General features: G+C 62.6%; 18 protein-coding genes. 9 read left to right on the forward strand and 9 right to left on the reverse strand.

Going from position 1 to position 14842, the window contains the following annotated elements:
* The first annotated feature begins 28 nt into the window (after window positions 1-28).
* Window positions 29-742: an endonuclease III domain-containing protein gene (locus tag K3178_RS00215; RefSeq protein WP_221569395.1), complete on the forward strand. Its 714-nt coding sequence runs from the start codon at window positions 29-31 to the stop codon at window positions 740-742.
* On the opposite strand, the gene K3178_RS00220 is transcribed toward K3178_RS00215, so the two are convergent.
* Entirely contained in the window at window positions 739-1356 is a 618-nt protein-coding gene (locus tag K3178_RS00220) for a LysE family translocator (RefSeq protein ID WP_221569396.1), read from the reverse strand. The two genes, K3178_RS00215 and K3178_RS00220, sit on opposite strands and share 4 nt — an antisense overlap.
* Window positions 1357-1474: 118 nt before the next feature.
* On the opposite strand from K3178_RS00220, the gene K3178_RS00225 reads away from it, so the two are divergent.
* Window positions 1475-1912 (forward strand): Lrp/AsnC family transcriptional regulator, encoded by a 438-nt coding sequence (locus tag K3178_RS00225; protein ID WP_221569397.1) that lies wholly within the window; start codon window positions 1475-1477, stop codon window positions 1910-1912.
* A gap of 5 nt (window positions 1913-1917) precedes the next feature.
* Here the strand turns inward: K3178_RS00225 and K3178_RS00230 are convergent, their stop codons facing one another.
* The 4 genes from K3178_RS00230 to K3178_RS00245 form a co-directional block, all read right to left on the reverse strand.
* Entirely contained in the window at window positions 1918-2472 is a 555-nt protein-coding gene (locus K3178_RS00230) for a DUF924 family protein (protein WP_221569398.1), read from the reverse strand.
* 7 nt (window positions 2473-2479) lie between these two features.
* Window positions 2480-2893 (reverse strand): hypothetical protein, encoded by a 414-nt coding sequence (locus K3178_RS00235; protein ID WP_247713466.1) that lies wholly within the window; start codon window positions 2891-2893, stop codon window positions 2480-2482.
* Between the two features lie 71 nt (window positions 2894-2964).
* Window positions 2965-4392: a metalloprotease TldD gene (gene tldD / locus K3178_RS00240; protein WP_221569399.1), complete on the reverse strand. Its 1428-nt coding sequence runs from the start codon at window positions 4390-4392 to the stop codon at window positions 2965-2967.
* A 52-nt stretch (window positions 4393-4444) separates the two neighbouring features.
* Complete coding sequence (locus K3178_RS00245; RefSeq protein WP_221569400.1) at window positions 4445-4705, reverse strand: zinc-finger domain-containing protein; 261 nt, start codon at window positions 4703-4705, stop codon at window positions 4445-4447.
* A 193-nt stretch (window positions 4706-4898) separates the two neighbouring features.
* Here K3178_RS00245 and K3178_RS00250 point away from each other — a divergent pair, with 193 nt between their 5' ends.
* The gene (locus tag K3178_RS00250; protein WP_221569401.1) at window positions 4899-5837 is read left to right on the forward strand and encodes an ABC transporter ATP-binding protein; all 939 of its coding nucleotides are present in this window, start codon (window positions 4899-4901) and stop codon (window positions 5835-5837) included.
* Window positions 5838-5859: 22 nt separating this feature from the next.
* Here K3178_RS00250 and K3178_RS00255 read toward each other — a convergent pair whose 3' ends face one another.
* On the reverse strand, window positions 5860-6048 hold the full coding sequence (locus K3178_RS00255) for a hypothetical protein (protein ID WP_221569402.1): 189 nt from the start codon (window positions 6046-6048) through the stop codon (window positions 5860-5862).
* A 146-nt stretch (window positions 6049-6194) separates the two neighbouring features.
* Between K3178_RS00255 and nadB the strand changes: the two genes are divergently transcribed.
* Both nadB and K3178_RS00265 read left to right on the forward strand, forming a co-directional pair.
* Window positions 6195-7781 carry an L-aspartate oxidase gene (gene nadB / locus K3178_RS00260; RefSeq protein ID WP_221569403.1) on the forward strand — a complete coding sequence of 529 codons (1587 nt, stop codon included), beginning with the start codon at window positions 6195-6197 and terminating at the stop codon, window positions 7779-7781.
* Window positions 7782-7853: 72 nt separating this feature from the next.
* Window positions 7854-8693: a GGDEF domain-containing protein gene (locus tag K3178_RS00265; RefSeq protein WP_221569404.1), complete on the forward strand. Its 840-nt coding sequence runs from the start codon at window positions 7854-7856 to the stop codon at window positions 8691-8693.
* Window positions 8694-8701: 8 nt separating this feature from the next.
* Here K3178_RS00265 and K3178_RS00270 read toward each other — a convergent pair whose 3' ends face one another.
* From K3178_RS00270 to K3178_RS00280, 3 genes are all read right to left on the reverse strand, one after another.
* Complete coding sequence (locus K3178_RS00270) at window positions 8702-9076, reverse strand: PilZ domain-containing protein (RefSeq protein WP_345719822.1); 375 nt, start codon at window positions 9074-9076, stop codon at window positions 8702-8704.
* A 123-nt stretch (window positions 9077-9199) separates the two neighbouring features.
* The gene (locus K3178_RS00275; protein ID WP_221569406.1) at window positions 9200-9436 is read right to left on the reverse strand and encodes a GlsB/YeaQ/YmgE family stress response membrane protein; all 237 of its coding nucleotides are present in this window, start codon (window positions 9434-9436) and stop codon (window positions 9200-9202) included.
* Between the two features lie 64 nt (window positions 9437-9500).
* The gene (locus K3178_RS00280; protein WP_221569407.1) at window positions 9501-9830 is read right to left on the reverse strand and encodes a PilZ domain-containing protein; all 330 of its coding nucleotides are present in this window, start codon (window positions 9828-9830) and stop codon (window positions 9501-9503) included.
* Window positions 9831-10013: 183 nt separating this feature from the next.
* Between K3178_RS00280 and K3178_RS00285 the strand changes: the two genes are divergently transcribed.
* The 4 genes from K3178_RS00285 to K3178_RS00300 all read left to right on the forward strand — a co-directional run bounded on the left by K3178_RS00285 (window position 10014) and on the right by K3178_RS00300 (window position 14832).
* The gene (locus K3178_RS00285) at window positions 10014-10925 is read left to right on the forward strand and encodes an alpha/beta fold hydrolase (protein WP_221569408.1); all 912 of its coding nucleotides are present in this window, start codon (window positions 10014-10016) and stop codon (window positions 10923-10925) included.
* A gap of 355 nt (window positions 10926-11280) precedes the next feature.
* A complete protein-coding gene (locus K3178_RS00290; protein ID WP_221569409.1) occupies window positions 11281-11787 on the forward strand; it encodes an energy transducer TonB in 507 nt (168 codons plus the stop codon).
* 618 nt (window positions 11788-12405) lie between these two features.
* Complete coding sequence (locus tag K3178_RS00295; RefSeq protein WP_221569410.1) at window positions 12406-14427, forward strand: ribonucleoside-diphosphate reductase subunit alpha; 2022 nt, start codon at window positions 12406-12408, stop codon at window positions 14425-14427.
* A 69-nt stretch (window positions 14428-14496) separates the two neighbouring features.
* Window positions 14497-14832 carry a hypothetical protein gene (locus K3178_RS00300; protein WP_221569411.1) on the forward strand — a complete coding sequence of 112 codons (336 nt, stop codon included), beginning with the start codon at window positions 14497-14499 and terminating at the stop codon, window positions 14830-14832.
* Window positions 14833-14842 lie beyond the last annotated feature (10 nt).

The following is a 14842-nucleotide window of genomic DNA, read 5'->3' on the forward strand; positions in this document are numbered from 1 at the left end:
CGCTTCACTGCCGGATAGACCATCCTCCATGCAACTTCCCCTTGGCCCCGACCCCCGCACCCAAGCCTTGCGCCGACTCCAGGACCTGCTCGTCCAGCGCTTCGGCAGGATCGAACGCGCCGCGGCGGAGTGGCGCAGGCCCGAGTGGGTGCTGGTACAGGGCGTCATCGGGGCGCGGACCAAATCGCAAATCTCCAATGCGGCGACGGACCGGCTGCTCAGGCGCTTCGGTAGCTGGGAAGCTGTGGCCGATGCACCGCTAGAAGACTTGCAGGCCGAGCTTGCGACCCAGACCTATCCGAACATCGCAGCCGAAAGGTTGAAGGCTAGCCTCACCGCACTGGTCGAGCGGCGCGGATCGGTCGATCTCTCGCACCTCGCCGATATGGACACGCTCGCCGCGATGCGCTGGCTCGAGCAGCTGCCGGGCATCGGGCGCAAGATCGCCGCCGGGGTGATGAATGCGAGCACGCTCGACCGCCGCGCGATCGTGCTCGACGGTCATCACACGCGCATTCTTCAGCGGATGGGATTGGTCCCGCCCAAGGCCAATACCGACCGCGCATTCGAGGCAATCATGCCGATCATGCCCGAGGAATGGGACGGCGCGGACTTCGACGAGCACCATTTGCTGATGAAGAAGCTGGGCCAGACCTTTTGCCGGCCGACCGCGCCCGATTGCGCGAATTGCCTCGCAGTGTCGCTATGCGCCACGGGCCAGCGAAGGGCTCCCGACAGCTAGGCGGTGACGCGCGCCATCCTCCATGCCGCGAACAACAGCGCGCCGCCGGCAAAGCGGTTCAAGGTGGAGACGACTGCAGGCTTGAGTCCCTGCGCCGCGATATACTGTCCGAGCGCCGCGTAGAGCGAGTAGACGGTGAAATCGATGACGACAGTCACGCCGCCCATGATCGCGATCTGCGGTACGATGGGCGATGCCGGGTCGAGGAATTGCGGCAGGATGGCCGCGAAGTACAAAAGCGCCTTGGGATTGGCGAATTCGACCATGAATCCCTTGGCGAAGAGCCGCGCAGGCGGTGCGGGATCGCCCGGCTGGATGGTCAGTCCGCGCGCCGATCCGGTGATCGCTCCGATCCCGAGATAAAGGAGATAGGCAACGCCCAGCCATTTCAGCGCCGCAAACAACCAGTCCGATGCGATCACGAGGGCGGCAATGCCGAGAGCGGACAGGGCAAAATAGACCGCATTGGCACTGGCGACGCCCGCGATTCCTGCAAGGCTGCGCCACGCACCATTGGTCGCGCCTTGCGCGGTGACGGCAATCGCCGCCGGCCCCGGCGTCAGCACGACGACCAGCGTGGTGATTGCGAAAAGAAAGAAGGTATCGGCTTGCATTTGTCGCTCCGCGTCTCGATTGCGCGGATATCATCACGGCAGGCAGGTCCGCCCGCCACCAGCATGATGTCGGTCACGCCGGAAATCGTCCGGCTGCGCCTGCAATTGGGAGGGTGACATGGCGAGGGCAGAACTCGACGCGAAGGATCGCCTGCTGCTGGCGTCGCTGCAGCGCGATGCCCGGGCGAGCCTAGTCTCGCTTGCGCGCGAGATCGGCCTGTCTCGCAGCGCTACGCATGACCGAATCCTGCGCATGGAAGAAGCGCAGGTCATCCGCGGCTATACCGTTCGCCTCGCCGAAGGTGCGCTCGATGCGGTGCGCGGTTTCATGACCGTATGCCTCGAAGGCGCCTATGCCCGCAGCGATTTGACGCAGGAGATAGCCGGCTTCGACGGCGTGCTCCGCGCGCATTGCCTGACGGGCGATATCGACATCCTTGTCGAATGCGCGGTTGCCGACGCTGCCGCACTCGCCAGCTTGCGCGAACGGATTGCCGAACTGGAAGGGGTCGAGCGCGTTACCACGCGGGGCGTGTTGGCCAGCCACGCGGGCTGAGAGGTCTACCAGCTCAGACCATCGTCGATGGCGGCCTGCTCTTGCGGTGTAGTTTCGCGTCCGAGTATTTCGTTTCGATGCGGAAAGCGGCCGAAGCGGGCGATCGCTTCGCGGTGCGAGCGCGCATAGTCGAGCGCATCGGGAGCGAGCTTGGCGAACCAGACCACGCATGCATCCTGGTCGGCCAGCTTCTCCGAATGCATCAGCGGCATCAGTGCGAACTGCGCCTTCGCGGCGGGCAGTTCCTGCGTCCAGCCCTTGTCGATCATGCCATGGGCAATCGCCTGGGCTAGGGTATCCCGCTGAAAAGCTCGCGGCGTGTCGCGATGGATATTGCGCGGGACCTGGTCGAAGAGGAGTATCGCTCCGAGCGCGCTCTGCGGATCGGTCAGGAAGTCGTCGGCCTCACGCTGCCCCTGCTTTTCGAGGAAATCGCCAAAGCGTGTCCGTAGCATCGCGTCGATTTCAGGGGTCGAATTGTACCAGTGGCTTGGCCCGACCTCGTCGAACCAAGTCCGCACCAGTTCGGCGAGAACCGCCTTTTCGCTATCGGTCGGCACGCGCCGTTCAGGAGGCGTCTTCGGCCGTCCGGTACGGGATGAAATCGTCGAGGAAGATGACGCCCGAGAAGAAATTCCCGCCGCGGCTGTAGGTCGTGATCTGGTCGGTCCGGCACAGCGAGGAATTGCTGAACCGGCGAATGACCAGGTAATCGCTGTCGTCGATCCATTCCGGACGCTTGGTGTAGTTCACCCAGATCGTATCGCCGCTGCGATAGACCAGCGCGGTCCCGTCGATCGTCATGAGGTTGCGCGATCCGATAGTCCTGATGCAGCTTTCCGGTTCGCCTGCGACGCGGCCGTCGAGCATCTTGGCCAAACGCTTTTCGCCCTTGGTCAGTTCGACAGGCTCGTCTGCCTGCACGGCGGGTGCGGCGAGCAGGGTGAGCGCGGCAGTGGCAGTGGCTAGGCGTTTGAACATGGCGAGTCTCCGGATGCTGGAAGAGAACATATATCAAACACGAAGTGAATGCACGCTGACCGGTCGGGCTCTCAGCCCGTGCCGCCAACCGTAATGCCATCGATCAGCAATGTCGGCTGGCCGACGCCCGCAGGCACGCTCTGCCCGCCCTTGCCGCAAATGCCCACGCCTTCGTCCAGCGCCATGTCGTTGCCGATGCCTTTGACACGGGTGAGAACGCTGGGGCCATCGCCGATCAGCGTCGCACCCTTGATCGGCGCTACGATCTTGCCCTTCTCGACCTTGTAGGCCTCGGTGCAGGCAAAGACGAACTTGCCGCTGGTGATGTCGACCTGGCCGCCGCCGAAACTGGTGGCGTAGATCCCGTCCTCGACACGGCTCAGGAGTTCTTCGGGATCGTCTTCGCCGCTGCGCATGAAGGTGTTGGTCATGCGCGGCATGGGCGCGTGCTGGTAGCTTTCGCGGCGGCCGTTGCCGGTCGGCTCGACCCCCATCAGGCGCGCGTTGAGGCGGTCCTGCATATAGCCTTTCAGGATGCCGTCCTCGATCAGCACGGTCTCGCCGGTGGGCGTGCCTTCGTCGTCGATCGATAGCGAGCCGCGGCGTTCGGCCATGCTGCCATCGTCCACCACGGTAACGCCCGGTGCGGCCACCCGCTCGCCGATACGGCCCGAAAAGGCGCTGGTGCCCTTGCGGTTGAAGTCGCCTTCGAGCCCGTGGCCGACCGCCTCGTGCAGCAGCACGCCGGGCCAGCCGGGGCCGAGCAACACGGTCTGTTCGCCAGCAGGCGCGGCGACGCTGTCAAGATTGACCATGGCCTGCCGCACTGCCTCGTCGATCGCGCGCATCCACTGGCCCTCGTCGAACAGCCGGTCGTAAAGATAGCGTCCGCCCATGCCGAAGAAGCCGGTCTCGCGCCGTCCGTTCTGTTCGGCGACGACCTGGATGTTGAGGCGCACCAGCGGGCGGATATCGCGCGCGATATGGCCGTCGGGACGGACGATCTCGATCACGCTCCAGTTGGCGAGCAGGCTGGCGGAAACCTGCGCCACGCGCGGGTCCCTGGCGCGGGCGACCGCGTCGATCTTCTCCAGCAGCGCGACTTTTTCCTCGAAGGGGACGAGGTCCAGCGGGCAGGCATCGGTGTAAAGGTGGCGGTTGGTCCGCTCGGGCGGCGCGGCAAGCGGGCTCTTCGTCGCATCGAGCAGTTTGAGCGTCTCGCCCGCGCGGCTGATCGCGGCGGCGCTGATCTCGTTGGCATGGGCAAAGCCGGTGGTCTCGCCAGACACGCCGCGCAGGCCGAAGCCACTGTCGCGCGAATAGTCGGCGGTTTTCAGCCGGCCGTCGTCGAACCCGAAGGCTTCCGACGCGATGAACTGCAAGTAGAGTTCGCCATCGTCGCAGGACGCGAGCAGTTTTCGGGTCAGCGCCTGCGCTTCCTCAGGCGAGAGCTTGTTGCCGTAGACGAGCGAAAGCGGGTCGGTTGCCGTGTCAGTCATGCCATGCATGTAAGCATGACTGCCCCGCTTGGCGAGGGCTTAGGAATGCCGCTTAACGGTGACCGGGGTCGGCGCCTTCCGAAATGTCCATCAGGGTCGACTGGTCGACGCCGTCGGCCGGGCCACCTTCAAGCACGAAGCGCCGGTCGCAATAGCCGCAATCGACATAGCCATGCTCGTCGATCTCGAGCCAGACCTTGGGATGGCCGAGCGCGGCGGCGCGATATTTCTCGCCACTGCGGATGTCGGTTGCACCGTCGCACCACACGCGGCGCGTGGTGACCTTGGACACTTCGGGAGGAGGCAGACTCATGGGGTGGGCCGATAATGGGTTTGACCGAGCGGCTCAAGCCGTTCCTTGTTTTTCGAACCCGCCTCCGCGGGTTCGTCCTCGCTAGACGTGCGGCGAGCCGCACCCGCTGCGGGCGGGCGGTCGCCCTTGCCGGGCCTCCACCGGCCCGGAAACTGCGCTTGATAGTAAATGCGGAAATGGCCAAGTGCTTGTCATGACCACGCCTCCCGCTATCCGCATCGACAATCTCGTCAAACGCTATGCTCCCAGCGGGCCGGGCGACGAGGGCAAGCTGGCGTTGAAGGGAGTGAGTTTCGACGTGCCGCAGGGCGGGGTGTTCGGACTGCTCGGTCCCAATGGCGCGGGCAAGTCGACGATCATCAACATCCTTGCAGGACTCGTACGCAAGACCTCGGGCCATGCCGAGATCTGGGGCTTCGACATCGACGAGAACCCGCGCAACGCCAAGCGTTCGATCGGGATCGTGCCGCAGGAAATCGTCTTCGATCCTTTCTTCACGCCTTTCGAGGTGCTGGAAAACCAGGGCGGCTTCTACGGCATCTCCAAGAAGGACCGCCGCAGCGAGGACCTGCTCGCCGCTGTGCACCTGTCGGACAAGCGCAACGCCTATGCGCGCACGCTGTCGGGCGGGATGAAGCGGCGGCTGCTGATTGCCAAGGCCATGGTGCATTCACCGCCGATCCTCGTGCTCGACGAACCGACGGCCGGGGTGGACGTGGAACTGCGCCGCCAGCTGTGGGAGCTGGTGCAGGAGCTGAATGCGGAAGGGGTGACGGTGGTGCTCACCACCCATTACCTCGAAGAGGCCGAGCAGCTGTGCGACCGGATTGCGATTATCAATCACGGCGAGCTCATCGCCAACAAGCCCACGCGCGAACTGGTCGGCATGGCGCGCGAAAAGATCGTTTCGATCAGCGTCGACAAGGACCTCGGCGGCCCGATCATGGAAGAGGCCTTCCTCAAGGCCGAGGCCGTCGATCCGCGCAGGCTCAACATCACCTATGATCGCGACAAGGCGAGCGCGGGACAGGTCCTCGCGCTGGTGCAGAGCCACGGCTACGGGATCGAGGATGTCACCACCCGCGAAGCCGATCTGGAAGATGTGTTCGTTCAGTTGACGGGCGCGGGCTGAGCCGCGCCCCTGGCGTCAGGCTCTAGCCGAAGGAACGCGGGCCGAGACCGGCATCCTTGATCTGGAGAACCTGCCACACATGCGGTTCGATCTCTTCCATCGGCGTCTTGCAGTTGCGGCACTTGCAAACGTGCGAACCACCGGCCTTGCGCATATTCGCACGATCGACCGAGTGGCGCCCGAAAGCGCAGGCGAGCAGACCCATTTTCATTTTTTGCGACCCTCCAAGATCCCATGCGCCCCCGCATTTGTCCCTGTCGATTCGGGGCATATCCGGCGTTTGTCATATTTTAACCATGGTTTCGGCGAGTCGTTCTGTGCTTGCCGCGTAACGTTTGCGCGGCCATGACGCAGCCCATGACAGCTATGACCCACGATGTCCTCGTCATCGGTTCCGGCGCGGCCGGACTGACTGCCGCGCTGGCGCTGGCCGAAACCAAGAGAGTGTTGGTGTTGGCCAAGGGAAAGCTGACCAGTGGATCGACAGCCTGGGCGCAGGGGGGGATCGCTGCAGTGCTCGACGCTGGCGACACCTTCGAGAATCACATCCGCGACACGATGGTTGCCGGCGCCGGCCTCAACGATCTCGCAACGGTCGAGTTCGTGATCGAACGCGCGCCCGCTGCGATCGACCGCTTGTGCGAACTGGGCGTACCTTTCAACCGCGACAAGGACGACCTCCACCTCACCCGCGAGGGCGGTCACTCTCATCGCCGGATCGTGCATGTCGACGATGCGACCGGCTGGGCGGTACAGGCGGCGCTCCTCAAGGCGGCCGAGGAAAACCCGAACATCACCCTGCTTCCGCACCAGAGTTGCGTCGATCTCATCACCGGTCGCAACCAGCAGGACTATTCGGGATCGGGCCGCGTGTGGGGCGCCTATGCGCTCGACGAGGAGAGCGGGGAGGTGGTCTCCCACGTCGCGCGCGCCACCGTGCTGGCGGCAGGCGGGGCGGGCCGCGTCTATCTCTTCTCCACCGCGCCGCGCGGCGCGACCGGTGACGGGATCGCCATGGCATGGCGGGCGGGCGCGCGCGTCTCCAACATGGAGATGATGCAGTTCCACCCGACCTGCCTCTACAATCTCGAGGTCAAGAACTTCCTCATTACCGAAGCGGTGCGCGGCGAGGGCGGACGGCTGTTCAATCCCGTCACCGGCGAACGATACATGGAGAAATACGACGCCGAGCGCATGGAGCTGGCCCCGCGCGACATCGTGGCGCGCGCCAATGACGACCAGATCAAGCGCTATGGCCTCGACTACGTCCATTTGGACATCAGCCACCAGCCGCCCGAATTCGTAACGGAGCATTTCCCGACCATTCACGAGAAGCTGATGGGCCTGGGTATCGACATGACCAAGGGGCCGATCCCGGTCGTGCCTGCGCAGCACTATACCTGCGGCGGGGTGAAAATCTCGCTCGATGCCAAGACCGACCTGCCGGGCCTCTGGGCGGCAGGCGAATGCACCGAGAGCGGGCTGCACGGCGCGAACCGCCTCGCGTCGAACTCGCTGCTCGAATGCTTCGTTTTCGGGGAAGCGGCGGCCAAGGACATTCTCCAATGCTGGGACGATCTCGACGATCCGCCCGCCATCCTGCCTTGGGACGAAAGCCGCGTGACCGATTCCGACGAAGAGGTGGTCATCAAGCAGAACTGGACCGAAATTCGCCGCTTCATGTGGAACTATGTCGGTATCGTGCGCACCACCAAGCGGCTGGAACGCGCCGCCCACCGTATCCGCATGCTGAGGGACGAGGTGGAGGACTATTACGGCCATTTCCGTGTCACCACCGACCTTATCGAACTGCGCAATTTGCTCGAATGCGCGGACCTGATCGTGAAAAGCGCGCTCAAGCGGCACGAAAGCCGCGGCCTGCACTTCATCCTCGACTATCCCGAAACTGACAGCGTTGCGCGCGACACAGTGCTTGTCCCTTAGGCGCATCCGCTGGCTTTTGTCGGAATATTAGGCTTTGTGCATCTAAGGGGGTCGCCGAAGGAATAATCCCGAATGCGATTTTACAAGGCCACGTCTTTCCTGTTCCCGCGCCACTACCCGGCGCGCATGTTCGCGCTGTGCTTCGGCGCGGTGCACATTCCGCTCCTCACATTCCTCGTGTTCGAGGCAATCCGGGGCCAGTGGCATTGGGGCATTTTCTTCGCCCTGCTGGTCGCCACGGTGGTCGGAAGCGTGGCTGCGATTGCGGGTATCTGGGGGCTGCTGGCCCCGATGGAGCAGGCCACGCGCTCGCTGCGCGCGCTGCGCGACGGCGACCTTTCGCAGCCGATCCCGGTAGGTGGACCCGACATGGCGGGGCAACTTCTCGAGTCCGTCGCCCACGCCGCCCGGTCGACTGCCGAGCGCATGGAAGACCTCAAGGGTCTGGCCACCACCGATCTCCTCACCGGCCTCGCCAACCGGCGCGGGTTCCTCGAAGCGCTGGGCAAGCGCAGCACCCCGGCCGGGACGCTGGCCGTCCTCGATGGAAACAATTTCAAGCGCGTGAACGACGTCCATGGCCATCTCGAAGGAGACCGCGTGCTGCGTTCCATGGCCGAGCGCATTGCCGAAAGCATTAAGGGCGACGACCTTGCCGCACGCTGGGGCGGAGACGAGTTCGTGATCTTCCTTGCCGATTGCGATCCGGTCGAAGCCAATTTCCGGCTTGAGAAACTGCGCCAGTCGATGCGCCGGAGACCGCTATCGAAGATTGACGGCATGCCGGTCAGTTTCGCATTCGGGATCACCGAGCTGGACGCTGACGATGTCGCCGACCTGGAAGCGGCAATCGAGCGCGCCGACCGCGCTCTCTACAGGGACAAGCAGGGCAGGGAACTCGCCGACGCGTGAGACCTCGCTCAGGCGGGCGCTATGCCAAGGCTGTCGAGACGGTCGAGCGTTGGCAGCTTCCGGCCGAAGGAATCATTCGGGGCATCGTTGACGTAAGCGCCGCCCGATCCCAGCGTGAAATAGCGCACGGCTGCCATGTTGATATCCTGCGCGAATTCCACGCCCACCGCGCCATCCACGGCCCAGCGCACGATGCCTGCCGTCTCGATGCCTGCAAGGAGGGTGAGATCGACCTGCGCACCCTCTTGCCACTCGCCGGAAACACCGGTGAGCTTGCAGCCACGGATGGACATGTCGCATAGCTCGCTGCGCATTTCGGCGCCGCCGATGCGGCACAGAACCGTACCCCCCACGTCCAGTCTCTCGCTTGCCCTTTGGTCCACATCAGGCCTCCGTCGCCATCGCTCGAAAGCTCTATAGCCGCAGCGAGTTAATATTTTCGCGGCGCAAGGAAAGAGGCGCGAAGATTATGAATAAATGCAAGTATTTCTGCATCTGTAACAAATTTACAGAAATGCTCGCCCGATAAATATCAGGGCCATTGCCCCGAGGATACTCGACAAACACCCCGCGCGATTTATTCCGGGCCTGCCGCGATGGACCAGCAATCCCGCCAGTAGTGAACCTGCGATGCCGAGCAGGATCGTCATCGGCCAGCTCATCGCCACTTCACCGGGATAGAACCAGCGCGCGAGCGCGCCGACCAGCAGTCCGGACAGTATGGCACCGACAATGTTCAGCATGATATAGCTCCCTTTACGCGCGGCGCGCGCGAAGGGGAAACGGGCGCCTGCCGTTTAGGTGCCCTTAATAGCGGCCCCCGGCCTGGCCGTTTGCAGCGCGGAGCGACCAGTCGTCGAGGGCGAAATCGCGCACGAGGCTGGAAGGTATGGGAAGGTGGAAGGAAATGCCGATGGCATCGCCCAGTTGCCAGGCCACCCGCCCGCTGACGACATAGCCCGCCATGAGCCGCACTTCGCAGCGCTCGCCGACCTCGACGTCGAGCGCGGGGCTTTCGAGCATGCAGCCCAATTGCGACAGGTTGCGCATGGTGCCGAAGCGCAGCGCGCCGCGCAGCTCGAAGCGGATGCTTTCGCGCGTTTCGCTACGATGTCCGAGCCTACGGTCTTCTAGCACTGCAACCCTTACCTCCCTTAAAGGCAGATATAGTGGTGAAGAGTGTATGAATTGTAGATGAGCGACAATCGATTGTGGATATTTACTTGGTGTTTACTATCTTTTGATGCGGGCCTTCCTTGTAGTGGACAAACCTGTCCCGATCAGGCCACAACGCAAAGGCACCGGGAACAGGAGATGTGCATGCCCAAGGCGATGGCGAACGGGATCGAGCTTCATTACGAGGAACATGGCGATCGGTCCGATCCGGCAATGCTGCTGATTATGGGCTTTGGCGCGCAGCTGACCCTGTGGCCTGACGAATTGGTCGAAGAGCTCGCCGGGCACGGTTTCCGCGTCATCCGCTACGACAATCGCGACATCGGTCTCAGCCACAAGTTCGATGGGGTGAAGGCGCCGGGCCTCATCAAGATGACGCTGATGTCGAAGGTCGGCCTTACGCCCAGGGTGCCCTATACGCTGGCCGACATGGCCGCTGACGGTGTCGGCCTGCTCGACGCGCTCGATATCGACAAGGCGCATATCGTCGGGGCGAGCATGGGAGGGATGATCGCGCAGCATGTCGCAGCCAAATATCCCGAGCGCTGCCTCAGCTTCACGCAGATTTTCTCGACCACCGGGAATCCCAAGCTGCCGCCGGCAAGGAAGGAAGCCTTGAAGGCGCTCGTCACGCGGCCTTCCAGCGACGAGGAAGAAGTGCTGGTCGAACACGGAATCATGCTGGCGCGCACGATCGGATCGCCCGCCTATCCGTCTCCCGAGGATCGTCTGCGAGAAAGGACGCGGACGAGCGTGAGGCGCAGCTTCTATCCGCAGGGACCCACCCGCCATCTTTCGGCGATTGTCGCCGACGGCGATCGCAGTGCCATGCTGCGCAAGATCGCCGTGCCGACGCTGGTCCTGCATGGCGAAGACGATCCGCTCGTCCCTTGCGAGGGCGGGCGAGATACGGCTGCCTGCATTCCCGATGCGCAGCTCAAGACCATTCCCGGATGGGGGCACGATCTCCCGCTCGAACTGGTCGGCGATATCGCAGGGGCCATTTCAGGGCATGCAAACGTCTCGACAGAGCGTGCAACGCATGCGGCAGAATGATTGGCGCCAATCGCAGCCTTCATGACCGAATTATAACAGGCGAGTGAGTCGCAATCGCGAGGCTTGGGAGATGATTTCGTGACGGCGAACGAAGTTGCGTCCCACGAAATAAATCTGTCCGGGACTTAATATTAGTGTTCAAACTTGTAAGATCGTGACAGGTTTTGGTGCATCATTTGACATAATCGTGCGAAGGGTGCATTTACGGCAACGGCTCTCGGATGGTCCCGCAGATATCGGTGAGCCAGATCGACCAATGACCGTCTGCGCTTCTAAAATACAATAACGGCTGTCGCACATACGGCGTTACCCTCTGCGGCCGATCATCGCTTTTTATCGAAAAAGGATGATCACCATGAATAAAATTGTTGCCCTCACTATCGCTACCGCTCTCTCTGCCACCGTGCTGGCCGGACCGGTATTCTCCCAAAACATCGTCGTTACGCCGGCGACCTCGCACGAAGCTTTCGTGACGAAGGTCTCGGACGACCTGAACCGGCAGCTCAATCGCCGGGGAGGCATCGATCGCAACGTCAACGGTGACGGAATCGCCATCGTGCGTTTCGAACGCGATGCCAGCGGGGATCCGGCAAATGTGCGGATGATGCGCAAATCGGGCCGGACCAGCCTTGATCGCATCGCGCTCAAGTCGGTCAGGCGCCTGAGTTCGCTCGATGTCGTGCCCTCCGGTGTAACGGCCGAGCAAACCTACCAGGCCAACATCATCTTTGCCACGAGCCACGCCAGCAAGGATGACCTCGAAAGACAGCTGGCAAGGGAAGAAGCGGCACGTATCGCATCGAGCCCGGCGGAACGCCACGTGTTCGCTTTTGGAAGTGCGCCTTCCCGTCCGACCTCCTGAGCGCACCTCCCCCTTCCCGGCCCTCTGACCGGGAACGCCCCCGGCTTCGCCAACCGTTCTGCGGGAATGGTGCGAGGCCGGGGGTTTGTCTTGCATGCTATGCGGGGCGCGATTCGGCGCGCGGCGGACGCTCTCGGAACGGCTGCGGCAGCGACCGCCTGATTCAAAAATTGCGCCCACGGATTCGATTGAATCGCAAGCGCGCAGCACAATTTTTGCCCGCAAAATTTTTTGCACGAATGCATTTTGGGGCTTGCGAATCCGCAAAGCCAGCTTTGTCCACGCGTCGCTGCGCTGCATCAAATGATGACGCCCCCAAACCCGCCCATTTCGCGCGTTAAATTTTCGTTATCCCTCTTGCGCCGAATCCGCGACTGATTCAGTATCTAGTGGTCGGTTGCCTGGGGGTACCTACAAGACCTAGCGATTTCTCCCTTCATCCCCATATGGGGTGGAGCCAAGGATTCGGCCCGGTCCTGTGGACAAGACTGGATAAGTTTCAGTCCGGTTTCCCGGCATAAGATGATAGGCGGGGAGGGTTAGCTCGCCGACTCGAAACAGCGGTTTGGCGGGGCGCGCAGAGACCCGCCGCGGGCACTAGCAAACGGTGGGGACACGATGGATTTCAAAAGCGGAGACGAAGCGGCGATGGGACTGGACCTCGATGATCAGGGCACTGTCGAAGATACCGCTACTCCCGAGCCGAAAAAGGCGGTGAGCATGGCGAAACAGGACAAGGGCACCGACGAACTCGTCGCCGAAAAGGCGGGTGAGGCGATGGCCGGTGCCATGGCCGAAGTCGCCAAGGCTGCGGTCAAGGAAGACAGCAAGAAGGTTCTCGACCGCCGTTTCGACGTGAAGACCGACGACAGCCGCAACGAGCTGCTGACCGAATTCGGCAAGGAAACGCTCGAAGACCGTTACCTGCTACCCGGCGAAACCTATCAGGACCTGTTCGCCCGCGTCGCCGATTATTTCGCCGACGACCAGGACCATGCCCAGCGCCTCTACGACTATATTTCCAAGCTGTGGTTCATGCCCGCTACCCCCGTTCTGTCGAACGGCGGCACCACGCGCGGCCTGCCGATCTCGTGCTACCTCAACTCGGTTTCCGACAGCCTCGACGGGATCGTCAACACCTGGAACGAGAACGTCTGGCTCGCCTCGAAGGGCGGCGGCATCGGCACCTACTGGGGCAATGTCCGCGGCATCGGCGAACCCGTCGGCCTCAACGGCAAGACCAGCGGCATCATTCCCTTCGTCCGCGTGATGGACAGCCTGACGCTTGCGATCTCGCAGGGTTCGCTGCGCCGCGGTTCGGCTGCCTGCTACATCGACGTGAACCATCCGGAAATCGAGGAATTCCTCGAGATCCGTAAGCCTAGCGGAGACTTCAACCGCAAGGCGCTGAACCTGCACCACGGCGTGCTGGTCACCGATGCCTTCATGGAAGCGGTCCGCAATGGCGAGGAATTCGACCTCGTCAGCCCGAAGGACGGATCGGTGCGCAAGACGGTCGATGCACGTAGCCTCTTCCAGAAGCTCGTCGAAACCCGCCTTGCCACGGGCGAGCCCTATATCGTCTTCTCCGACACGGTGAACCGGATGATGCCCAAGCATCACCGCGATCTCGGCCTCAAGGTCTCGACCTCGAACCTGTGCGCCGAAATCACCCTGCCGACCGGCATCGACCACCTCGGCAACGACCGCACGGCGGTGTGCTGCCTGTCCTCGCTCAACATCGAGAAGTGGGACGAGTGGAACACCGACAAGCAGTTCATCGAGGACGTCATGCGCTTCCTCGACAATGTGCTGCAGGACTATATCGACCGCGCCCCCGACGAGATGGCCCGCGCGAAATATTCCGCCATGCGCGAACGAAGCGTCGGCCTCGGCGTCATGGGCTTCCACTCCTTCCTCCAGCAGAAGGGCATCGGCTTCGAAAGCCCGATGGCCAAGGTCTGGAACCTGAAGATGTTCAAGCATATCCAGGGCAAGGCTTCCGAAGCATCGATGATGCTCGCCAAGGAACGCGGCGCATGTCCGGACGCAGAAGAAATGGGCGCGATGGAGCGCTTCAGCTGCAAGATGGCGATCGCACCGACTGCGTCGATTTCGATCATCTGCGGCGGCACCAGCGCCTGCATCGAGCCGATCCCGGCGAACATCTACACCCACAAGACGCTTTCGGGCAGCTTCGTGGTCAAGAACCCGTACCTGGAAAAGCTGCTCGACAAGAAGAGCAAGAACTCGACCGCGATCTGGAACTCGATCCTCGAGAAGGGCGGCAGCGTCCAGCACCTCGATTTCCTGACGCCGGAAGAGAAAGCTACCTTCAAGACCAGCTTCGAAATCGACCAGCGCTGGCTGCTCGAATTCGCCGCCGACCGCGCACCCTATATCGACCAGGCGCAGTCGCTGAACCTCTTCATCCCCGCCGATGTCGACAAGTGGGACCTCATGATGCTGCACTTCCAGGCATGGGAGAAGGGCATCAAGTCGCTCTATTACCTGCGCTCGAAGTCGGTCCAGCGCGCCGGGTTCGCAGGCGGCGTGGAAGCCGACAATACGGCCGACGCGGCGAAGTACGAACTCGCGGCCGAACAGACCGACTACGAGGAATGCCTCGCCTGCCAGTAAGCCGGCTGCGGTAGCTCTCTTAACTTTTCTCCCCTATCCGGCTCAAAGCAGTCGGATAGGGGAAACTCCATGGACATCGCGCGACCGGTACTCGAGGCCATGCCCGTGTGGTCGTTCTGGGCGATCGTTCTGTTCGGCGTCTCCTTCGGCGCTGCGAACTTCCTCTGGGCCGACAGGATCCTCAGGCTCCGTGGTCGGACCACTTTCCGCAAGCACGAGAAGTATCGTCTGGCCGGTCATCCGCGCGATGCGAAAGCGCGCCGCTGGCTGCTTGCCGTGGCGCAGGCTTACCGCCGGCCCGCCTTGCGGCGCTTCTACAAGCTGCTCGGACTGCTGATGCTGGTGACCTCGCTTGTCCTCGCGGTGATACTCGCGCGGTATTGCTATTTCCGTTTCTGGGTCTGACCGGACAGCA

This window comes from Qipengyuania sphaerica, assembly GCF_019711595.1.
In the GTDB taxonomy this organism is placed as follows: Bacteria; Pseudomonadota; Alphaproteobacteria; order Sphingomonadales; family Sphingomonadaceae; genus Qipengyuania; species Qipengyuania sphaerica.